This window comes from Paraburkholderia humisilvae (genome assembly GCF_902859855.1).
GTDB classification, from domain to species: domain Bacteria; phylum Pseudomonadota; class Gammaproteobacteria; order Burkholderiales; family Burkholderiaceae; genus Paraburkholderia; species Paraburkholderia humisilvae.
This window is the reverse complement of record NZ_CADIKH010000008.1, coordinates 214,002-231,676: the sequence shown is the minus strand read 5'-3', so window position 1 is coordinate 231,676 and position 17,675 is coordinate 214,002. Positions and strand designations below refer to the sequence as shown.

General features: G+C 63.5%; 15 protein-coding genes. 7 read left to right on the top strand and 8 right to left on the bottom strand.

Annotated features, from left to right (window positions below; translation table 11 throughout):
* Positions 1–264 precede the first annotated feature (264 nt).
* Positions 265–597 carry a YggL 50S ribosome-binding family protein gene (locus HV796_RS10720; RefSeq protein ID WP_175226435.1) on the top strand — a complete coding sequence of 111 codons (333 nt, stop codon included), beginning with the start codon at positions 265–267 and terminating at the stop codon, positions 595–597.
* On the opposite strand, the gene HV796_RS10715 is transcribed toward HV796_RS10720, so the two are convergent.
* Positions 594–1,313 carry a hypothetical protein gene (locus tag HV796_RS10715; RefSeq protein ID WP_175226434.1) on the bottom strand — a complete coding sequence of 240 codons (720 nt, stop codon included), beginning with the start codon at positions 1,311–1,313 and terminating at the stop codon, positions 594–596. The genes HV796_RS10720 and HV796_RS10715 overlap by 4 nt on opposite strands.
* Before the next feature lie 718 nt (positions 1,314–2,031).
* Between HV796_RS10715 and HV796_RS10705 the strand changes: the two genes are divergently transcribed.
* From HV796_RS10705 to HV796_RS10700, 3 genes are all read left to right on the top strand, one after another.
* Positions 2,032–2,229, top strand: a complete 198-nt coding sequence (locus tag HV796_RS10705; protein ID WP_175226433.1) for a hypothetical protein — start codon at positions 2,032–2,034, stop codon at positions 2,227–2,229.
* Between the two features lie 151 nt (positions 2,230–2,380).
* The gene (locus HV796_RS43370; protein WP_217477881.1) at positions 2,381–2,539 is read left to right on the top strand and encodes a hypothetical protein; all 159 of its coding nucleotides are present in this window, start codon (positions 2,381–2,383) and stop codon (positions 2,537–2,539) included.
* A gap of 70 nt (positions 2,540–2,609) precedes the next feature.
* Positions 2,610–2,921 (top strand): hypothetical protein, encoded by a 312-nt coding sequence (locus HV796_RS10700; protein ID WP_175226432.1) that lies wholly within the window; start codon positions 2,610–2,612, stop codon positions 2,919–2,921.
* 34 nt (positions 2,922–2,955) lie between these two features.
* On the opposite strand, the gene HV796_RS10695 is transcribed toward HV796_RS10700, so the two are convergent.
* The 5 genes from HV796_RS10695 to msbA all read right to left on the bottom strand — a co-directional run bounded on the left by HV796_RS10695 (position 2,956) and on the right by msbA (position 10,128).
* Positions 2,956–4,248 carry a glycosyltransferase gene (locus HV796_RS10695; RefSeq protein ID WP_175226431.1) on the bottom strand — a complete coding sequence of 431 codons (1,293 nt, stop codon included), beginning with the start codon at positions 4,246–4,248 and terminating at the stop codon, positions 2,956–2,958.
* Positions 4,249–4,318: 70 nt separating this feature from the next.
* Entirely contained in the window at positions 4,319–5,638 is a 1,320-nt protein-coding gene (locus tag HV796_RS10690; RefSeq protein WP_175226430.1) for an O-antigen ligase family protein, read from the bottom strand.
* Complete coding sequence (locus HV796_RS10685) at positions 5,635–6,765, bottom strand: glycosyltransferase family 9 protein (protein WP_175226429.1); 1,131 nt, start codon at positions 6,763–6,765, stop codon at positions 5,635–5,637. Before HV796_RS10685 ends, HV796_RS10690 begins: the two co-directional genes overlap by 4 nt.
* 420 nt (positions 6,766–7,185) lie before the next feature.
* Positions 7,186–8,268, bottom strand: a complete 1,083-nt coding sequence (locus tag HV796_RS10680) for a glycosyltransferase family 4 protein (protein WP_175226428.1) — start codon at positions 8,266–8,268, stop codon at positions 7,186–7,188.
* 66 nt (positions 8,269–8,334) lie between these two features.
* The gene (msbA, locus tag HV796_RS10675) at positions 8,335–10,128 is read right to left on the bottom strand and encodes a lipid A export permease/ATP-binding protein MsbA (RefSeq protein WP_175226427.1); all 1,794 of its coding nucleotides are present in this window, start codon (positions 10,126–10,128) and stop codon (positions 8,335–8,337) included.
* 258 nt (positions 10,129–10,386) lie between these two features.
* Here msbA and HV796_RS10670 point away from each other — a divergent pair, with 258 nt between their 5' ends.
* Complete coding sequence (locus tag HV796_RS10670) at positions 10,387–11,151, top strand: glycosyltransferase family 2 protein (RefSeq protein WP_175226426.1); 765 nt, start codon at positions 10,387–10,389, stop codon at positions 11,149–11,151.
* 114 nt (positions 11,152–11,265) lie between these two features.
* Here HV796_RS10670 and dnaE read toward each other — a convergent pair whose 3' ends face one another.
* On the bottom strand, positions 11,266–14,856 hold the full coding sequence (dnaE, locus tag HV796_RS10665; protein WP_175226470.1) for a DNA polymerase III subunit alpha: 3,591 nt from the start codon (positions 14,854–14,856) through the stop codon (positions 11,266–11,268).
* Positions 14,857–15,051: 195 nt separating this feature from the next.
* Between dnaE and HV796_RS10660 the strand changes: the two genes are divergently transcribed.
* On the top strand, positions 15,052–15,915 hold the full coding sequence (locus HV796_RS10660) for a sulfurtransferase (protein ID WP_175226425.1): 864 nt from the start codon (positions 15,052–15,054) through the stop codon (positions 15,913–15,915).
* 1 nt (position 15,916) lies between these two features.
* On the top strand, positions 15,917–16,849 hold the full coding sequence (gene gluQRS / locus HV796_RS10655; RefSeq protein ID WP_175226424.1) for a tRNA glutamyl-Q(34) synthetase GluQRS: 933 nt from the start codon (positions 15,917–15,919) through the stop codon (positions 16,847–16,849).
* 22 nt (positions 16,850–16,871) lie between these two features.
* Here gluQRS and HV796_RS10650 read toward each other — a convergent pair whose 3' ends face one another.
* Positions 16,872–17,627 (bottom strand): SDR family NAD(P)-dependent oxidoreductase, encoded by a 756-nt coding sequence (locus tag HV796_RS10650; protein ID WP_175226423.1) that lies wholly within the window; start codon positions 17,625–17,627, stop codon positions 16,872–16,874.
* Positions 17,628–17,675: the final 48 nt, after the last annotated feature.

The window sequence follows — 17,675 nt, the reverse complement described above, 5'->3', positions numbered from 1 at the left end:
GCAAGCAGGAAACTCGAAACCTTCTGGCCAGTGACGGAACTGGAACATTGCCCGCGGGGGGACAATGTTCAATCGTAGTGGCGGCCTCTTTTCCACCGCAAAATGCGCACACCTTGTGCTCCTGTAGAAACTTTCGCCTGTGCTTCGCAGCAGCACCCATACATGCCCCGACGGTTTTACTGACCTCTCGATTCAAAAGAAACCGACATTTTTTATCTCGATACCTGGCCATCAAATATGGCAACAATCTGACCACAAGCGATCATGAAGCACAACAGACGCCAGCGCAAAAAATTGCACATCGGCGAATTCCGGGAGATCGGATTTCAAGTGACGGCAGACCTATCGCGGGCGCTCAATGAAGGACAACGGTACGCGCTCATCGATGCATTTCTCGAGCAGTGCATAGAAGCAAACGGCATGCTGTTCGGTGGTGGCATTAATCGAGATATGGATGGCTACATCGTTGCCGATGGCAAGCGAAAGTCCGCAACCGAAGAGCAGCGAGCATATGTGCGTCAGTGGCTTGAGGGGCGAGCGGAATTCACGGCCATCCGTGTTGATCCTTTGACGGATGCTTGGTACGGGCACGACTAACGCCATTTTCCAAACAGGACCGGAAGTGAGGACAACAAGCGAAGTTGAATAGTTCGCGCGAGTAGACAGAATAATCGACCGCGTCGGGTCGTCGGACGACGTAGCCAATACCCTCGCTTGGGCATGAAGTCGCTCGCTATCTTTTCGATGCCGTCGAACATCGATGTCTGAGTTGCCGCGGCTATCTCTGCGCGCCGCAACCGTGTTCGAAGCGTGGCCATCGGAATCGCGAGGTACGCTGCAACGGCCCGCCTGTCGTTGTCGAAATTCTCGAAGGTCCGAAAATATGCCACTGCCTCGGCAAATCGCTCAGCGAGTATGAGGGCGCTGGCCTCGATATCCTGCGCCCGCTCAATTGCTACTTCGGGTTCGTATGCGTCTGGACCACTGAGACTGGCGGCCACGCTGTTTGGCAGTGCATCACCATCGGCGCCCACGTCCTCATGGTCAAGCTGCAGGGCGAATCTCATCATTCGATTCGCGAAGCGCCCAAATGCCTTTTTCAGGCGAATTAGGATCGCGCTCTGTAGCCGCTCGTCTTCGGGTTCGAAATCCACACCGGACTCAGCCTGTATCTCTTGCGCAGCGATCCAGGCTTCCGACTTGAGATCTTCAAGCGAGTGCTCCCCGCGTGAGCTGCCCGCGATGCGCTCCAATTGCTTGAGCATGGGAGCGATCAGGCACACGAAGAAGGACGTATCGGGATTATTTAGCATCCCCGGATGCTAAATTAAAATACTTCGTTATACCAGGTAACCCCATTGGGTCTACATATCGGATCAGTTCACGTCTCTCTCGAAGCCGTTTCAGTACACTGCACCTATGGTGCGAATATCTTAGTTCCCAGGAACTGGCGGACCTTATTGACTGCAAGCCGAACCAACGCTCAATCATGAAAAGGTGGCTGGACGAAAACGGATGGAAATATTGTCGACCGGAATGGCTTGCCCAAGGTCGCTCGTTTGTTCCGTGATCGCAAGCCCGAAATCTCAGGGGGGAGGTGCGGACGGCATGCCAAAGTACGACGTCGCGCCCGATCGAGACTCGCTGAAAGATATGGCACAGCGCAAACGCGGTCGCACTCGGCAGCCCAGCGACGAGTGATGTCGCCATGGATCTCCTGTGTTCGGGAGGTGATCTAGGCGGGCTACGCGAACCGTCCGCGCCCAAAAGCAACATCGCAAATCAAAAATTGGTAGCCAGAATGGTAGTCAAGCAGAATTTCCTTCATGAATTTGCTTGTACGTTACTGAATAAACTCAATATTTTCACTCAACTCACACAATACGACATCGTGCTGATGTAGGCCGGCGTGCGGCCGGGATCGCGCGGGCCCATGCGCATCGTTACCGCGTAACCGGGCGAGGCAAGGATTTCACGCATGGCATGGGGTTTGCATTACCGGCTTACCACACACTACGCCGGATCAACACCATGCATGCCGACCGCATCGAAATTGCCAATGATTCCACGACCGAAACGCCGGGTTTTGGCCCGCGTTTCGCGTCGCACACGGCGCCCGTGGGCCGTGCAGAAGCCGCGCCCGAGCCGACGCCCGTTGGCTTTTTCACGCTCGGCATCGCCTGGCTCTTCGGACTCGAAGCGCTGCTCGCGGACGAGCCGCGCCGGTGATCGCACCGACTCGGAAAATTCGTTACGTTCTTGTAGACGTTACAACACGTTACAAAAAAACTACCCGGTCCCGAAAGCCGCCACCGCGCGCGCATACCGTGCGAATCACCTAGACTTTTCAGTATGTGATCGAAACGAAACGGAGGCTGCCATGGCTGAATCAATGGTAAGCGTCGTGATAGCCGTAGCGCTGATCGCTTTCGCGGCCATTCTTCTCACTCATCAGTTCAAGCGCGACGCCCGTCGCGGCAGAACGTCAGCGCACGGCGAGCGCCGCCATGTGTGGGAACGCATGCGGCATCGGCACTAGCCGCGCGTCCGGCGCGATACGCGACAGACATGAACGCGCGCGCACGACTTCAGCAAAAAACGAGGCCACCATGTCCGACGATAACGTCTGCTGGCAATCGGTCGACTACGAAGGGTTCGAGATTCACGTGTCGACGCGGCCAAAGGAACCGGTGCGGCCGGGCGAAGTGAAGCCCGCCCGTTACACCTATATAGGCTACGTGTGTCATCCCGGCGCGAATGCCGCGCTGCCCGGCCATACGGTGCCGTTTCACGCGGACGGCGAAGACGTGTTCGCGACGCCGCCCGACGCGCACGACGAGGCCGTTCAGGTCGGACGCAGCATCATCGACGGCACGCACCCGGATCTCTCGGTGTTGTCGCTGGTGACAAGCGGCGTGTGAACGAACGAACGACGACGCGTCGTCAGGCGCCCGGTCAGCTCGCCGGGTCGATTTTCGCGGAAAGCATCCGCGCAAGCGTCAGCATCCGGCGGTTCGCATGCATCGGCGCAAAGGTGTCCGCTTTCGCCAGCCCGTTGGTAATCAGGCTCTTGCGCAATGCACGGTCAGTCAGAAGGCGCTGCATTTCGTGTGCGAGCGCTTGTGCGTCGCCCGGCGGCGCCAGCAAACCGGCGCGGCCGCCGTCGAGCAGATCGCGCGGGCCGGTCGGACAATCGGAGGACAGCACCGGCGTGCCGATCGCCATCGCTTCGCGCAACACCATCGGCAAGCCTTCGTAGCGGCTGCTCAGCACCAGCATTTCCGCTTGCCGGATATACGGGAACGGATTCGAACGAAACCCCATGAAATGCACGTGCTCGGCAACATCGAGTTCTTTCGCGAGCCGTTCGAGCATGCCGCGATCGGGGCCTTCGCCGATCAGCACGAGATCCGTCGCGACATGTCCACGCTCGCGCAGCAGCGCATACGCACGCAGCAGCGTTGCGTGGTCTTTCTGCCCTTCGTCGAGGCGCGCGACCGACGCGATATACGGCCCGGGCGGCCGGTCGTCGATCGGCGCGCGCGCGTCACGGCGAATCGCATCGACGTCGATCACGTTGGGCAGTTCCATGATCCGCAACGGGCAAGCGCCAAATAGCTGATGGGCTTCGCGCTCCATATCGGGCGTCAGCACCGCGATCGCCGAATACCGACGAAATTGACTGACGCGCCGCTCGACATAGCGCGCGCTCTTCTTGCCCAGGCGTGTCGCGAGACTGAAATGGCTGACGCCGAACCACGGTACGCCACCGTGTCCCGCAAGGTGGCGCAAAGAGAAATCGAAATCGCAGATCACATCGTGTTCGCGCACCAGTTCGCGAAAGCGGCGCGCCGCGAGTGGCCGGATCGCGCCGTATTTGAGCGCCTTGAGCACGAGCTTCTCGGCGGCGCCCATCTTGCGCCGCCGTGCGGTGTTATGCAGCGTATGCATCCATTTGGACGGCGCCAGCACGTGAACCTGCACATCATGAGGAATCGATTTGGCGAGCCAGTATGCGAGATCGTCGGTCGGGTAGCCGACCGATACGCTCGGCGTGAAGAACCGGCGGTCGAGCACATTGAGCCATGACAACAGCGACGTCTCCGTGCCGCCTTTGCCGAAATCGTTGATGTGGAAAAGGATACGCAGCGGTCGCGCGGGCACGTCCGCCGCGATATCGGCGTCATCATCACCCTGCGGCCCGAGCGGTGCGCCGTAACGCGCACCGTGTGTATTGTCGTCGGTCATCTTGTATCCCACCCATCCCCGTGCATGCGGTGCGGCATCCGTGCGGCCGTGCGGCCGTGCGATGAACCGGTCAGCCGATGGCGCGCCATGCCTGCGGTGTGGACGCCCTTGTGTCGCGCTGTCGTTCGCCACTGCCGAGCATCAGGCCTGCGAACGACCAGAACGCGAGCATGGTCGTTTGCCACATGAAATCGTCCGTTATATTTTTTGTAATCATACCAATGACGAGTGCGATACCGGCCGTGCATAGCCACAGGTTGACCCGGCGCAAATGCCAGAAGCGCACGACGAGCGCCGCGAACAGCACGATCTGCAGCGCGAGCCCGATCACGCCGGTTTGCAGCCATGTGTTGAGGAACAGGTTGTGCGCGTGGGTCAGCGCGACCGGTTCGAACTTCAGCAGCGCGTCCGGCATTACGCTGTGGTACGCGAGACCCGGCAGCGGCTTGCCGAAACCGATGCCGAACCACGCATGCGACTCCGCCGCCGACGCATAGAACGCCCACAGCCGCGGCCGCGTATCGCCGGCCATCGTGTCGTCGATGCCGGATAGCGCGTGCGGCAGATAGATCGGGTGGCCGTCGATCTGCATCGCGCTGCGCGGCGCCTGCAACACCGCGTCGCCCATCTTCATGCGTGAACTGAGCTCGAGCGTGCCGAGCCCTGCGACCGCGATGACCGCGATCGAAACAGCAGCCAGCACGAGGTGCCGGCGGTAGACCGGATAGAACGCGACGAGCAACGTCACGGCAGCCGCGGGCCAGAAAAAACGGTTGAGCGTCGCGAGACCGATAAACAGGCACATCGCGATACCGGCCGCGCCCGCCAGCCGCCAGCGCGGCCGCGCCAGCAGCATGCCGGTGAAGAGCGTGAGCGCGAAGATCGCGAGTGTGCTCGTGTGGCCAACGCGAGCGTAGTAGTGCAGCGGAAAGCTATCGGCGGTCGGCGGCTGCAGATGCCCCCAGTTGATCAAGCTTGTCACCACGAGTGCCGCGCAGGCAAACCACGTGATCAACACCAGACGCTCGGGACGTGCGCTCTTCGTGCCGAGCAGCCAGAACGCCCAGAACGCCACGAGCGGATAGAACACTTCGTCGAGCCACGCATGCAGCGTCACGGACGGTGCGAACGACCAGCCGGTCGACGCGAGCGTCCAGATGGCCCACGCGGCGATCGGCACCGCCATCGGCCAGTTCAGGCGCGCCGCTTCACGCGCACTGTGAGCACCACGCGCCCACCAGGCGGACCACGCGGCCGCGAACGTGCCGATCGCGAGCAGTCCAAGCGCGATGTACACGATGGCCGTCATGTGCGCGAACATCACGACGAACAGAAGAACCGGACATGCGATCCAGAGTGCGCGCTCGAGGCGCGCCGCAGCAAAACTCATTGCACCTTCACCAGAACATTGTGTAGCGCGTCGCATACCGCGGCGACGGAAAGCTGGCCCATGCAGTCGGCGTGATCTCCACGCCATGCGACGCAGGTCGTCGAATCGCGATCGCAACGGCGTACCCACTCGACCCTGCGGCGGAAAATGTAAGGCTGGTCGCGGCACGGCATATCGGCGATCGTCACCGCGACAAACGGCGCATTGCGCCAGTATCGGCCTGCGCCGTGAATCGACGCATTGCCGGGACCGAACAGCGCGATAGTCGGCACGCCGATCAGACGGCCGAGATGCGCCACCCCGGTGTCAGGGCAGACGACCGCTTTCGCGCCGGCGAACAGATGCCACAGTTCGCCAAGGCCCAGCCGGCCGGCGAGGTTCGGATGGCGTGGATCAGGGTCGATCGTGCGAATCAGATCAACCTCGCCTGGCCCGCCGCTCCACACCGGCACGTAACCGCGCGCTTCGACGAAGCGCGCGACCTCCAGCCAGCGCGCATCGGGCCAACGCTTGACCGCCGTGCTCGCGCCCGGGTGCAGCACGACGTAAGGCTGCGTCAGCAGATGCGCATCGGGCAACCCACCATGAGCCGGCGCGGGCCAATCGTCAGGATGATAGGCACGGGGCGACGCGCCCGGCACCAGATCCGCCGCCAGATCGGCCCAGGCGGCTGGCGCGGCCGGATACGGCACCCCTTCGTCGACCGGCCAGTTCTTCCATGCGCGCACATCATGCGCATGCGCGATGATCCAGCGGCAACCGGCGGCGAGCGCAAGCCAGCTATGCCGGTTATCGCCCGCCACGATGCCCAGATCGTACGGCCCCGAACGCAGCACGTTGCGCACCGTCGCGAGATCGCGCGGATCGAACGCCAATGCGTTCACGCCAAACGGCCGTCCCGCATACAGCGGCACGATCGCTTTCGGACACGCCAGCACGATATCCGCCTGAGGATACTGCGCGCGCAGTTTCGCAAGCAGCGGTGTAAGCAGCAGCGTATCGCCCAGCAACAGATGATGTGCAATCAGAATCCGTTGCGGATGCAACGGCTTGCGGCGCAGCGGCTTCGCGAGGAGCCGCGGCAGCGCACGAGCGAAAATTCGAATACGTCCAGCTAGTCGACTCATCGGGTCATCGGCGAGTTCAGCCCGCCTGTCATCTTGCTGTGCGCCGTTATCCGGCAAGAAGCCGCATTCCCCTGCTCAACTTCTCCAGCGGTTTCATTCTTAACGATCGCCTCACGCGCCTCGCGACCGGGGTATATCCCAAAAAGTCGGCACACTTTTACAGTGAGCTTCGACGCCCCGGCTTGCCCATCGGCTCTGGAAGCGAAGCGAAATCGCAACATCGAATCGCAACATCGAATCGCAACGTGAATACCGCCGTAATCTGATCGCCGACATTCACCGGACGACAGACTGGAACTCGGACCGAAACTCGAACGGCCGATCATAACATGCGACCTCGCTCGCGAACGACTCGGAGAGCCTCGGGGTTCGTCTGGCCTCGCGCCGCGCAACGGCTTGTGGTAAGCGGCCTGGCGTGGCCTATGGGCGCCCGGCAATGCGCTGCGCTGCGCGCAGCAATGCGTCGACATGACTGGCGACGCGCGCGTCGTACAGCACGGCGCCGCGCGCCAACTCCACAGGTGTCACCGACCTCGATTCAGGCACTTGTGCACGCTGCAGTACGACGCGCGCGAGCGTCGCGCGCAGGTCCGCGACGTCGTCGGCCGCGAACACGTGTTTCGCGTGCGATGCAATTGCCACACAGCAGCCGAGCGTGGCCGGGAAGATGACCGGCGTGCCGCACATCACCGATTCGATGCCAACCAGACCGAACGGCTCGTACTTCGACGCGAGAATCGTATAGTCCGCGGCGCGGTAGCAGTCTTCGATATCTTTCACGTAACCGATATAGCGGACCCGCGCGTGCGTGCTTTCCGGCGGACGCCCGGCGACCGCCAGCACGAGCGATGCGTCGAGTTCTTGCAGCGCGGCTTCGATCAGCGGCAAGCCCTTGCGTTCGTGACTGCTCGATGGAAACAGCAGCACGATCTCATGGTCGGCGAATCCGAACTGGCGACGCAACGCCGCGCGCTCGGCCAGACCGACTGGCGAGAATCGCGCATCGTCGACCGGCGGATAGAGCACTTCGATTTTCGAGTCCGGGACGCGATACAACTCGCGCAGTTCGTCGCGCATTAACTGCGAATGCGCGACGATCAACTGCGCGTTGTCATACTGACGGCCTTCGAGCGCAATCTGACGCACGTCTGAACGCTTGCGCCGCTTGCCCGTCGCGCGCAGAAAGCCCAGGTGCGTGCCGCCGCATATCGCGATCTCCGACGAATCGACGCGGTTGCAGCCGATCAGCACGTCGACCCCCGCCGCGCGCCGCGCCGCGCGTAGCCGGCGCGCGAACCAGCCGTCGCGCAGCTTGCCTGGCAGGAACGACACGTTGATCCGGTGCGCTTCCACCATCGACACTTCCGGCAACGACCGGTCGAAACGGCGCGCGAAGAAAGCCGGCGTGACGCCCGCCGCGGCCAGGCCGCGCACGAGATCCATCGCGTAGCGCTCGAGTCCGCCGCTATGTTTCAACGCGTTACTGGAGATGCCGATTTTCATGTTCGCGCGAGCAGGCTGGGGCACGGACCGGGCACCGTGCGGTTCACCGTTGGGCCGCCGTTCGGATTACGCCGCATTCTGCTGGAACTGGATGCGATGCAGATGCGCGTACAGCCCGTTGTGCAGCAATAGTTCACGGTGCGTGCCGCGCTCGACGATGCACCCTGCTTCCATCACGAGAATCCGGTCCGCGCGCTCGATCGTCGACAGCCGGTGCGCGATCACGAGCGTCGTGCGGCCCTTCATCAGCGTTTCGAGCGCCGCCTGCACATGGCGCTCGGATTCCGAATCGAGTGCCGAGGTCGCTTCGTCGAGGATCAGGATCGGTGCATTCTTGTAGATCGCACGCGCGATCGCGAGACGCTGGCGCTGGCCGCCGGAGAGCATCATCCCGTTATCGCCGGTCAGCGTATCGATGCCGTTGGGCATCGCTTCGACGGTATCCCACAGGTTGGCCGCACGCAGCGCCGACACGACCTTGTCACGTTCGGGCGTCTGCCCATACGCGACGTTATGCGCAATCGTGTCGTTAAAGAGCACGACGTCCTGGCTCACCATCGCGATCTGGCTGCGCAGCGCGTGAATGCCGTATTCGGGCAGCGCGACGCCGTCGACCAGGATCTCGCCGCCGGACGGATCGAAAAAGCGCGGCAGCAGGTTCACGAGGGTCGTCTTGCCGCTGCCCGACGGACCCGCGAGCGCGATCATCTCGCCCGGCGCGACCTTGAATGACACGTGCTCGAGCGTCTGGCGCTGCATCGGCCCGCTCGAGCCGTACGCGAACGACACATCACGGAATTCGATCTCGCCGCTCGCGCGTTCGAGCGGCAGGCCGCCGCCGGCGGCCTCGGGCGGCTCGTCGATCAAGCCGAAAATCAGTTCCGCCGCGGTCATCCCGCGCTGCAGCGGCTGGTTGACGTCCATCAGATGCTTCAGCGGCGAGATGATCAGCAACATCGACGTCACGAAGGCGACGAAGCCGCCGACCGTCGTCTGATCGGCCGTCGATTGCACGACCGCGATCGTCACCACCACCGCGAGCGCGATCGACGCGAGGAATTGCGTGAGCGGCTGCGCGAGGCCGCCGGACACCTGCATCCGCATCGAATAGCCGCGCAGGCGTTTGCTCATTTCGGTGAAACGGTCGATCTCGTATTGTTCGCCGTTGTGCACCTTAACTACCTTGTAACCGCCGACCGTCTCTTCGACGATGTACGACAGTTCATTGGTGAGCAGCTGATGCTCGCGGTTCAGGCGCCGCAGCCGACGATTGATCTTGCCGACCAGCCAGCCGATGGTCGGCAGCAGCACCGCGACGATCAGCGTGAGGCGCCAGTTCAGATAGAACAGATAGCCGAGCAGGAACAGCACCGTCAGCGAGTCGCGCACGAGCGTGACCAGCACGCCGAGCAACACGTTCAGGATCTGGTTCACTTCGAACACGATCGCGTTAATCACCGTGCTCGCCGTCTCGCGCTGAAAGAACGCGACGCTCGTGTGAATCATGCGGTTGAACATCTTGAGCCGCAGGTCGAGCAGCACGCGGTTCGACACATACGCGAGCAGATAGCCGGATGCGTACTGCGACGTACTGCGCACGACCGCAAGGCCGATCACCGCGATCGGCACGAACCACTTCGCGCGCTCGCTGCCGTGCGCGCCGAAACCATGGTCGAGAAGCGGTTTGAGCAATGCCGGGATCGCGGCATCGGTGGCGGCGCTGGCGGCCATCGCGGCGATCGCCCCGACCAGCACCCAGAAGAGCGGCTTCAGGTACGGCCAGAGCCGGCGCCAGACGATCACGGCGGACGACGCCTGACCGGATCCGATCGGTTTGCTTAACGTAGGCTTTGCGCTCAAGACTTCCTCAGAATGGGCGGACCGGTGCGATGCTGCAGATGCGCCGGCCAGCAAAGAAAAACAGCATTGTAAACCGCGCGGGGTCGGCCACTCCGTTCCCGATTTCGCGAGGCTGACAGCGGGTTGTGCATCGCCGTGCTGTGTATACTTGCGCGACGCCGCGGGCAATGGCAGGTTCAACAAGCCGGCCCACCTGGCAAGCCCACTGAGCGGACCCACTGAGCGGACCCACCCGGGCCAACCCCACCCATCACACGCATGAACGAACCCACCCTCGGTGTCGCGATCATCACAAAAAACGCCGCTGCGCGACTCGCCGAATGCCTGCGGTCGGTCGCGTTCGCCGATGATATCGTCGTGATCGATGGCGGCAGCACCGATGCGACCGTTCAGATCGCGCAGGCGCACGGTGCAAGGGTGCTGATCGATACCGACTGGCCTGGCTTCGGCCCGCAAAAGAACCGCGCGCTCGACGCCTTGTCGACCCATTGGGTGCTGTCGATCGATGCCGACGAAATCGTGACGCCGGAGCTCGCGGTGTCGATTGCGACGGCCATCGCGACGCCGCGTGCGGACGTCTACGCACTCGACCGGCTGTCCGCGTTCTGCGGTCACTGGATTCGCCACAGCGGCTGGTATCCGGACTGGATTCCGCGGCTCTTCAAGCGCGACAGTGCGCGTTTTTCCGCCGATCTCGTGCACGAGCGGCTGGTCTTCGACACGCCCGTCGAACGCCTGTCGGGCAAGCTGCTGCACTACTCGTACGAAGACTTCGAGACCGTCCTGCGCAAGCTCGACGCGTATTCGACGGCCGGCGCACGGCAACGCCATGCGGCAGGACAGCGCGGCAGCTTCGGCAAGGCGCTCGCGCGCGGCGCATGGGCGTTTGTGCGGACCTATGTGCTGCGGCGCGGATTTCTCGATGGCCGCGCCGGATTCATGATCGCCGTGTTCAACGCGGCGACGGTGTACTACCGGTTTCTGAAGCTCGCGCATCTCGGTACGCAGCCGCCGCGCAAGTAGTCGGGCGCGTCGTCCCACACACGTTCGCCCGCCACGCGGTAGCGGTACATCGATGCGGTCAGCCTGCGCGCCGGCCTCGCGTCACGCGTCACGCGTCACCCGTGAGCGAGCGCGTCAGTAGACGATTTCGATCGAACTGCCCGCGAATTCGCCGCGCAGCGCGGCCAGCAGTTCGTCGGTCGGTTTCACACGCCACGCGTCGCCGAGACGCACTTCGCCTTCAGCATGTTCGCTGCGATAGACGATCTGCACCGCGAGCCCGTTCGGCGCCGGTGCGGACGCACGCTGCCCGCGGCCACCATCATAACCGCCGCCGCTGCCGCCACGGCCGCCGCCATGACCGCCGCGCCCATTTGCGGCGGCCGGCGGCGCGTCAGCCGCGCGTTGCGCCGCCTCAGCGGCCGCGCTGTACGCTTCGAGCACGCGCCGCAACGCGTGCGCATCCGCGTTGCCATTCATCTGCACCTTCACCGCCTGCGCATAACGGCTGCGCGCGCGGCCGAGATCCATCGGCGTATCGACCGTGAAGCGAATCCCGCCGGTAAACGCATCGTTGCGCGCCTGCCCCTGCACAACCAGCAATTCGTCCTCCTTGAAAAGCTGTTTGTTCGCCTCGAACTGCTCGTTGAAGATCGTCACTTCACACTGGCCGGTGCCGTCGTCGAGCAGCGCGATCAGCATCTTGCCGCGCTGGGTCATCTGGGTGCGCAGCGACGAGATCACACCGGCGACCAGCCGGTCGCGTCCTTCCTTCAGCTCGCCGATCTTCTGCCGCACGAAGCGGCGCACCTCGTCCTTGTACGCGTCGAACAGGTGTCCGGACAGATAGAAGCCCAGCGCGCTCTTTTCTTCCTGCAGCCGCCGCTTGTCGGGCCACGCCGCTTCATCGACCAGTTCATGGCCTTGCGACGGCGCGTCGTCGCCCATGTCAAAGAGGCCCGCCTGCATCGCGTTCGCGCTCGCCTGATCGGCCGCTTCCATCGCGAGCGACACCGACGCGAGCAGCTGCGCGCGATTCGCATGCAGCATATCGAACGCACCCGCGCGAATCAGCGCTTCGATGGTGCGGCGATTCACCATGCGGCGGTCAATGCGCTGGCAGAAATCGAACAGATCGGTGAACGGTCCGTCCTCGCGCGCCCGCAAGATTTCTTCAATCGCGTTCTGGCCGCTGCCCTTGATTGCGCCGAGACCGTAGCGGATCGTCCGTGAGCGCTTGCCATCCGCTTCAGCGACCGGCTCGAAGCGGTACGCGGACTGATTGATATCGGGCGGTAGCACCGCCATTTTGTTCACGATGCAGTCTTCGAACAGGATTTTCACCTTGTCCGTGTCGTCCATCGCGAGCGACATGTTGGCCGCCATGAATTCGGCCGGATGATGCGCCTTCAGCCATGCGGTGTAGTACGCGAGCAGCGCATACGCGGCCGCGTGCGACTTGTTGAAGCCGTAGCCCGCGAACTTCTCCATCAGGTCGAAGATCTCGTCGGACTTCACGCGCGTCAGGCCGTTCTTCGCGGCGCCCTCGGCGAAGATCTCGCGATGCTGCGCCATTTCCTCGGGCTTTTTCTTGCCCATCGCGCGACGCAGCAGGTCGGCGCCGCCCAGCGAATAGCCGCCGATGATCTGCGCCATCTGCATCACCTGCTCCTGGTAGACCATGATCCCGTAGGTCTCTTTCAGAACAGGCTCCACACGCGGATCCGGATACTCAACCGTTTCGCGGCCGTGCTTGCGCGCGCAGAAGCTCGGGATCAGATCCATCGGCCCCGGGCGATACAGCGCAACGAGCGCGATGATGTCCTCGAAGCGGTCCGGCTGCGCATCCTTGAGCATGCCTTGCATGCCGCGGCTTTCCAGCTGGAATACGGCGACGGTGTTCGCCTTCTTCAGAATCGTGAACGACGCCGGGTCGTCAAGCGGCACCTGCGCGAGCGACCAGTTCTCCTTCGACGGATCGAGCCGGCGGATATAACGCTCGGCCCAGTCGAGAATGGTCAGCGTGGTCAGGCCAAGAAAGTCGAACTTGACGAGGCCGACCGCTTCGACGTCGTCCTTGTCGTACTGGCTGACCACACCGCCTTCGTCGCCTTGCGTGTACAGCGGGCAAAAATCGGTGAGCTTGCCGGGTGCGATCAGCACGCCGCCCGCGTGCATGCCGACGTTGCGCGTCAATCCCTCGACGCGCTGCGCGAGTTCGAGCAGCTGATGCACTTCGTCTTCGTTATCGAAGCGCTCCTGCAACAGCGGCTCCTCCTTCATCGCGTCGGCAATCGTCACGTGCTTGCCGGGCTTGAATGGAATCAGCTTCGCGACGCCGTCGGTGAACGTGTAGCCGAGATCGAGTACGCGGCCGATATCGCGCACCGCGGCCTTCGCGGCCATCGTGCCGAACGTGGCGATTTGCGACACCGCATCGGCGCCGTATTTGCCCTTCACATACTGGATGACGCGATCGCGACCTTCCTGGCAAAAGTCGATGTCGAAGTCGGGCATCGACACGCGCTCCGGATTCAGGAAGCGTTCGAACAGCAGGTTGTAGCGCAGCGGATCAAGGTCGGTGATGCCGAGCGCGTACGCGACCAGCGAGCCGGCGCCGGAACCGCGGCCCGGCCCCACCGGCACGCCATTGCTCTTCGCCCAGTTGATAAAGTCCGCGACGATCAGGAAGTAGCCCGGAAAGCCCATCTTGATGATCGTGCCGCATTCGAAATCGAGGCGCTGGTAGTACGTGTCGCGCTGCGCCGCGCGCGCGGCCTCATCCGGATAGAGCTGCTCGAGCCGCTTCTCGAGCCCGTCCTTCGACAACTGCACGAGGTAGTCGTCGAGCGACATGCCGTCCGGCGTCGGAAACAGCGGCAGCTTCGGTTTGCCGAGTTCGAGCGTCAGATTGCAGCGCTTCGCGATCTCGACGGTGTTCGCCAGTGCCGACGTAAGGTCCGCGAACAGCGCGAGCATGTCATCTTGCGTGCGAAAGTGCTGCTCGGTCGTGAAGCGCTTCTGGCGCCGCGGGTTGGCGAGGATGTCGCCTTCCGAAATGCAGACGCGCGCTTCGTGCGCGGTGAAATCGTCCGCCGTCATGTATTGCAGCGGATGCGTCGCGACGACCGGCAGCCTGAGCGCGGCCGCGAGCGCGACCGCCTGCTGCACATAGGCTTCGCCGCCCGGCTGTGCGCAACGCTGCAGCTCGATATAGAAACCGTTCGGGAAGATGCGTGCCCACCGCTCGGCATGCCGCGTCGCCGCATCGTTATTACCGGCCGCGAATGCGATGCCGATATCGCCCTGCTGCGCGCCGGACAGCGCGAGCAACCCTTCGGCGAGCCCCTCTTCGAGCCACTCGGCCTGCACTTCCGCCCGGCCGCGATACTGGTTCGTGAGCCACGCCTTCGTCAGCAATTCGCACAGGTTCAGATAACCGCGCCGGTTCTTGACGAGCAGCAGCAGTCGCGACGGCTTGTCACGATCCGCCGGATTCGTGATCCACACGTCGCAGCCGGCGATGGGTTTGACCCCTTTGCCGCGCGCTTCCTTGTAGAAACGGACGAGACCGAATGCATTGCCGAGGTCGGTGAGTGCAAGCGCGCCCTGACCGTCTTTGGCCGCGGCGGCGACGACGTCGTCGAGGCGCACGATGCCGTCGGCAATCGAGAACTCCGAGTGGACGCGAAGATGAACGAAGCGGGGATCTGACATGGGCGGTATTGTAACTCGCGCCCCCGCGCAATAGGCCGTTCGTTATAGGCCGAATGGCCGGCAAAATGGTCAGCGCGGGATGACCCACGCACACCGGCCAAAGCCTGATCGCGCGGATAACCCGCAGGCCGCCGGTGCGCGCGCGGGATGAGGGATAATACGAGTTTGTCTGCTGCGGCTGTGTTTGCCGATCGCTGAATCACCATGAGCATTCTCAACCTTTCCGCCTACCAGTTCGCGACGCTCGACGCGATCGCGCAATGGCGTCCGCTCGTCAAGGCGCGTTGCGATGCGCTCGGCCTGCGCGGCACCATCCTGCTCGCGCCGGAGGGCATCAATCTGTTTATCGCGGGCGCCCACGACAGCGTGCGTGCGTTTATCGACTACATCCGTCACGATCCGCTCTTCGAAAGCCGGTTCGCGAGTCTGCAGTTCAAGGAAAGCGTATCGGCCACGCAGCCGTTTCGCCGGATGCTCGTGAAACTCAAGCGCGAAATCATCACGATGAAAAAGCCGGCGATCCGTCCGGAGCTCGGCCGCGCGCCGTCGGTCGATGCGCGCACGCTGAAGGGCTGGCTCGATCGCGGCCATGACGACGCCGGGCGACCGGTCGTGATGCTCGATACGCGCAACGCATTCGAGGTCGATGTCGGCACCTTCGCCGATGCGGTGGACTACCGCATCAGCAAGTTCAGCGAGTTTCCTGACGCGATCGAACAGCATCGCGCCGACCTCGAGGGCAAGACGGTCGTGTCGTTCTGCACCGGCGGCATTCGCTGCGAGAAGGCCGCCATCCATATGAAGGACGTCGGCATCGACCACGTCTATCAGCTCGAAGGCGGCATTCTGAAGTACTTCGAGGAAGTCGGCGGCGCGCATTACCACGGCGAGTGTTTCGTATTCGACTACCGCACGGCGCTCGATCCGTCGCTCGCGCCGACTGCCACTGTGCAGTGCTTCGGCTGTCGCGCGGTCATCACGCCAGAAGGCCAGCAGTCGCCGTTCTACGTGCCGGGCAAAACCTGCGCCGCCTGCCATCCGCAGCGCGACGGCGCACGCGCCGCGTGATGTGACCGAGTCCCTCTATCGCGGACGCTTCGCGCCGTCGCCTACGGGTCCGCTGCATTTCGGCTCGCTGGTTAGCGCGCTCGCCAGCTGGCTCGATGCACGCGCGCACCATGGCGGCTGGCTCGCGCGCATCGAAGATATCGACGGGCCGCGGACCGTGCGCGGCGCCGCCGAAGACATCCTCGCGACGCTGGAACGGTTCGGCATGCGCGCGGACGAACCGCCGGTCTGGCAAAGCCGCCGCACCGCGCACTACGAGCGCGCGTTCGCGCAGTTGCAGGCGGTCGGTCTCGCCTATCCGTGCAGTTGCACCCGCAAGGAAATCGCCGATTCGCTGGTGCGCGCCCATGCGCGGCACACGACGCTCGCTTATCCGGGCACCTGCCGCAGCGGTCTGCACGGGAAAGCGCCGCGTGCATGGCGTCTGCGCGTGCCGGATAGCAGCAACGCAAACGCAAGTGCGAGCCCAACAGACAACCCCGCCGTGATCCACTTCGACGACCGCTGGCAAGGCCCGCAAAGCCAGAATCTCGCGACCGAAGTCGGCGACTTCGTGCTGTATCGCGCGGACGGCCAATGGGCGTATCAACTCGCGGTGGTGGTCGACGATGCCGAGGCCGGCATCACGCACATCGTGCGCGGCGCGGATCTGCTCGATTCAACCGCGCGACAGATTTATCTGCAGCGCTGTCTCGGCATGCCAACGCCGTCGTATCTGCATGTACCGGTGGTCGTCAATGAACAGGGCGAGAAGCTCAGCAAGCAGACCGGCGCGCACCCGCTCGACGCAAGCCAGCCGCTTGACGCGCTGCAGGCGGCCGCTCGCCATCTGGGGCTCGATCTGGCTGCTGGTGCGCACCGTTCGCTCGACGCGTTTTATAGGGCGGCGATTCCGGCCTGGGCGACGCGCGTCGAAGCCACGCAAAAACGGTGACACGCAGACGAAACGCGTCCCGTCAGAAGCTCTCCGCGAACGGCCGCAAATCGAGCTCATGCGTCCACGCGGAGCGATGCTGTTGATGCAGATACCAGTACGCATCGGCAATCGCATCGATGTCCAGCAGGCCGTCGGGTCCCTTCCTGTCGACGAGTTCAGGCACGCGCGTCAATATTTTCTCGCCGTGAATCGAGCCGTCGATCACCACGTGAGCGACATGAATACCTTGCGGCTGAAGCTCGCGAGCGAGCGTCTGGCTCACCATCCGCAAACCGGCCTTCGCGGCGGCAAACGCGGCGAACTGCGGCCGGCCCCGCAGCGAGGCGGTCGCTCCGGTAAAGAGAATCGTGCCGCGGCCGCGCGTGAGCATCGAGCGGGCCACTTCGCGACCAAACACAAACCCGCCAAAGCAGCAGACGCGCCACGCGTCCTCGAAGGTTGTGCTGTCGAGCTCGAGCGTCGGCGCCCAGCGCGCGTTGCCGGCGTTGTACACGCCGGCTTCGAGTGAGCCGATGCTGTCGATGCGCGCGAGGATATCGATCAGATCGCGCTCGTTCGTCACGTCGCCGGGTGCGGCCAGTGCCGCGCCACCGGCCGCCTCGATGGCGCGCACGACCTCGGCGAGCCGTTCCGGCGAGCGGCCGGTGACCACCGTGGTCAGTCCCTCCTTCGCGAAGCGCTGCGCGACCGCCGCGCCCGTACCGTGCAATGCGCCGACACCCACGACCCACGCAAGCTTCGTTGCGCGTGCGCTTCCGTTTTCGTTTCCCGCCATGATCCGCTCCGTTCGGCCGACGCTTACCGCGTCGCCACGCCTCGACTG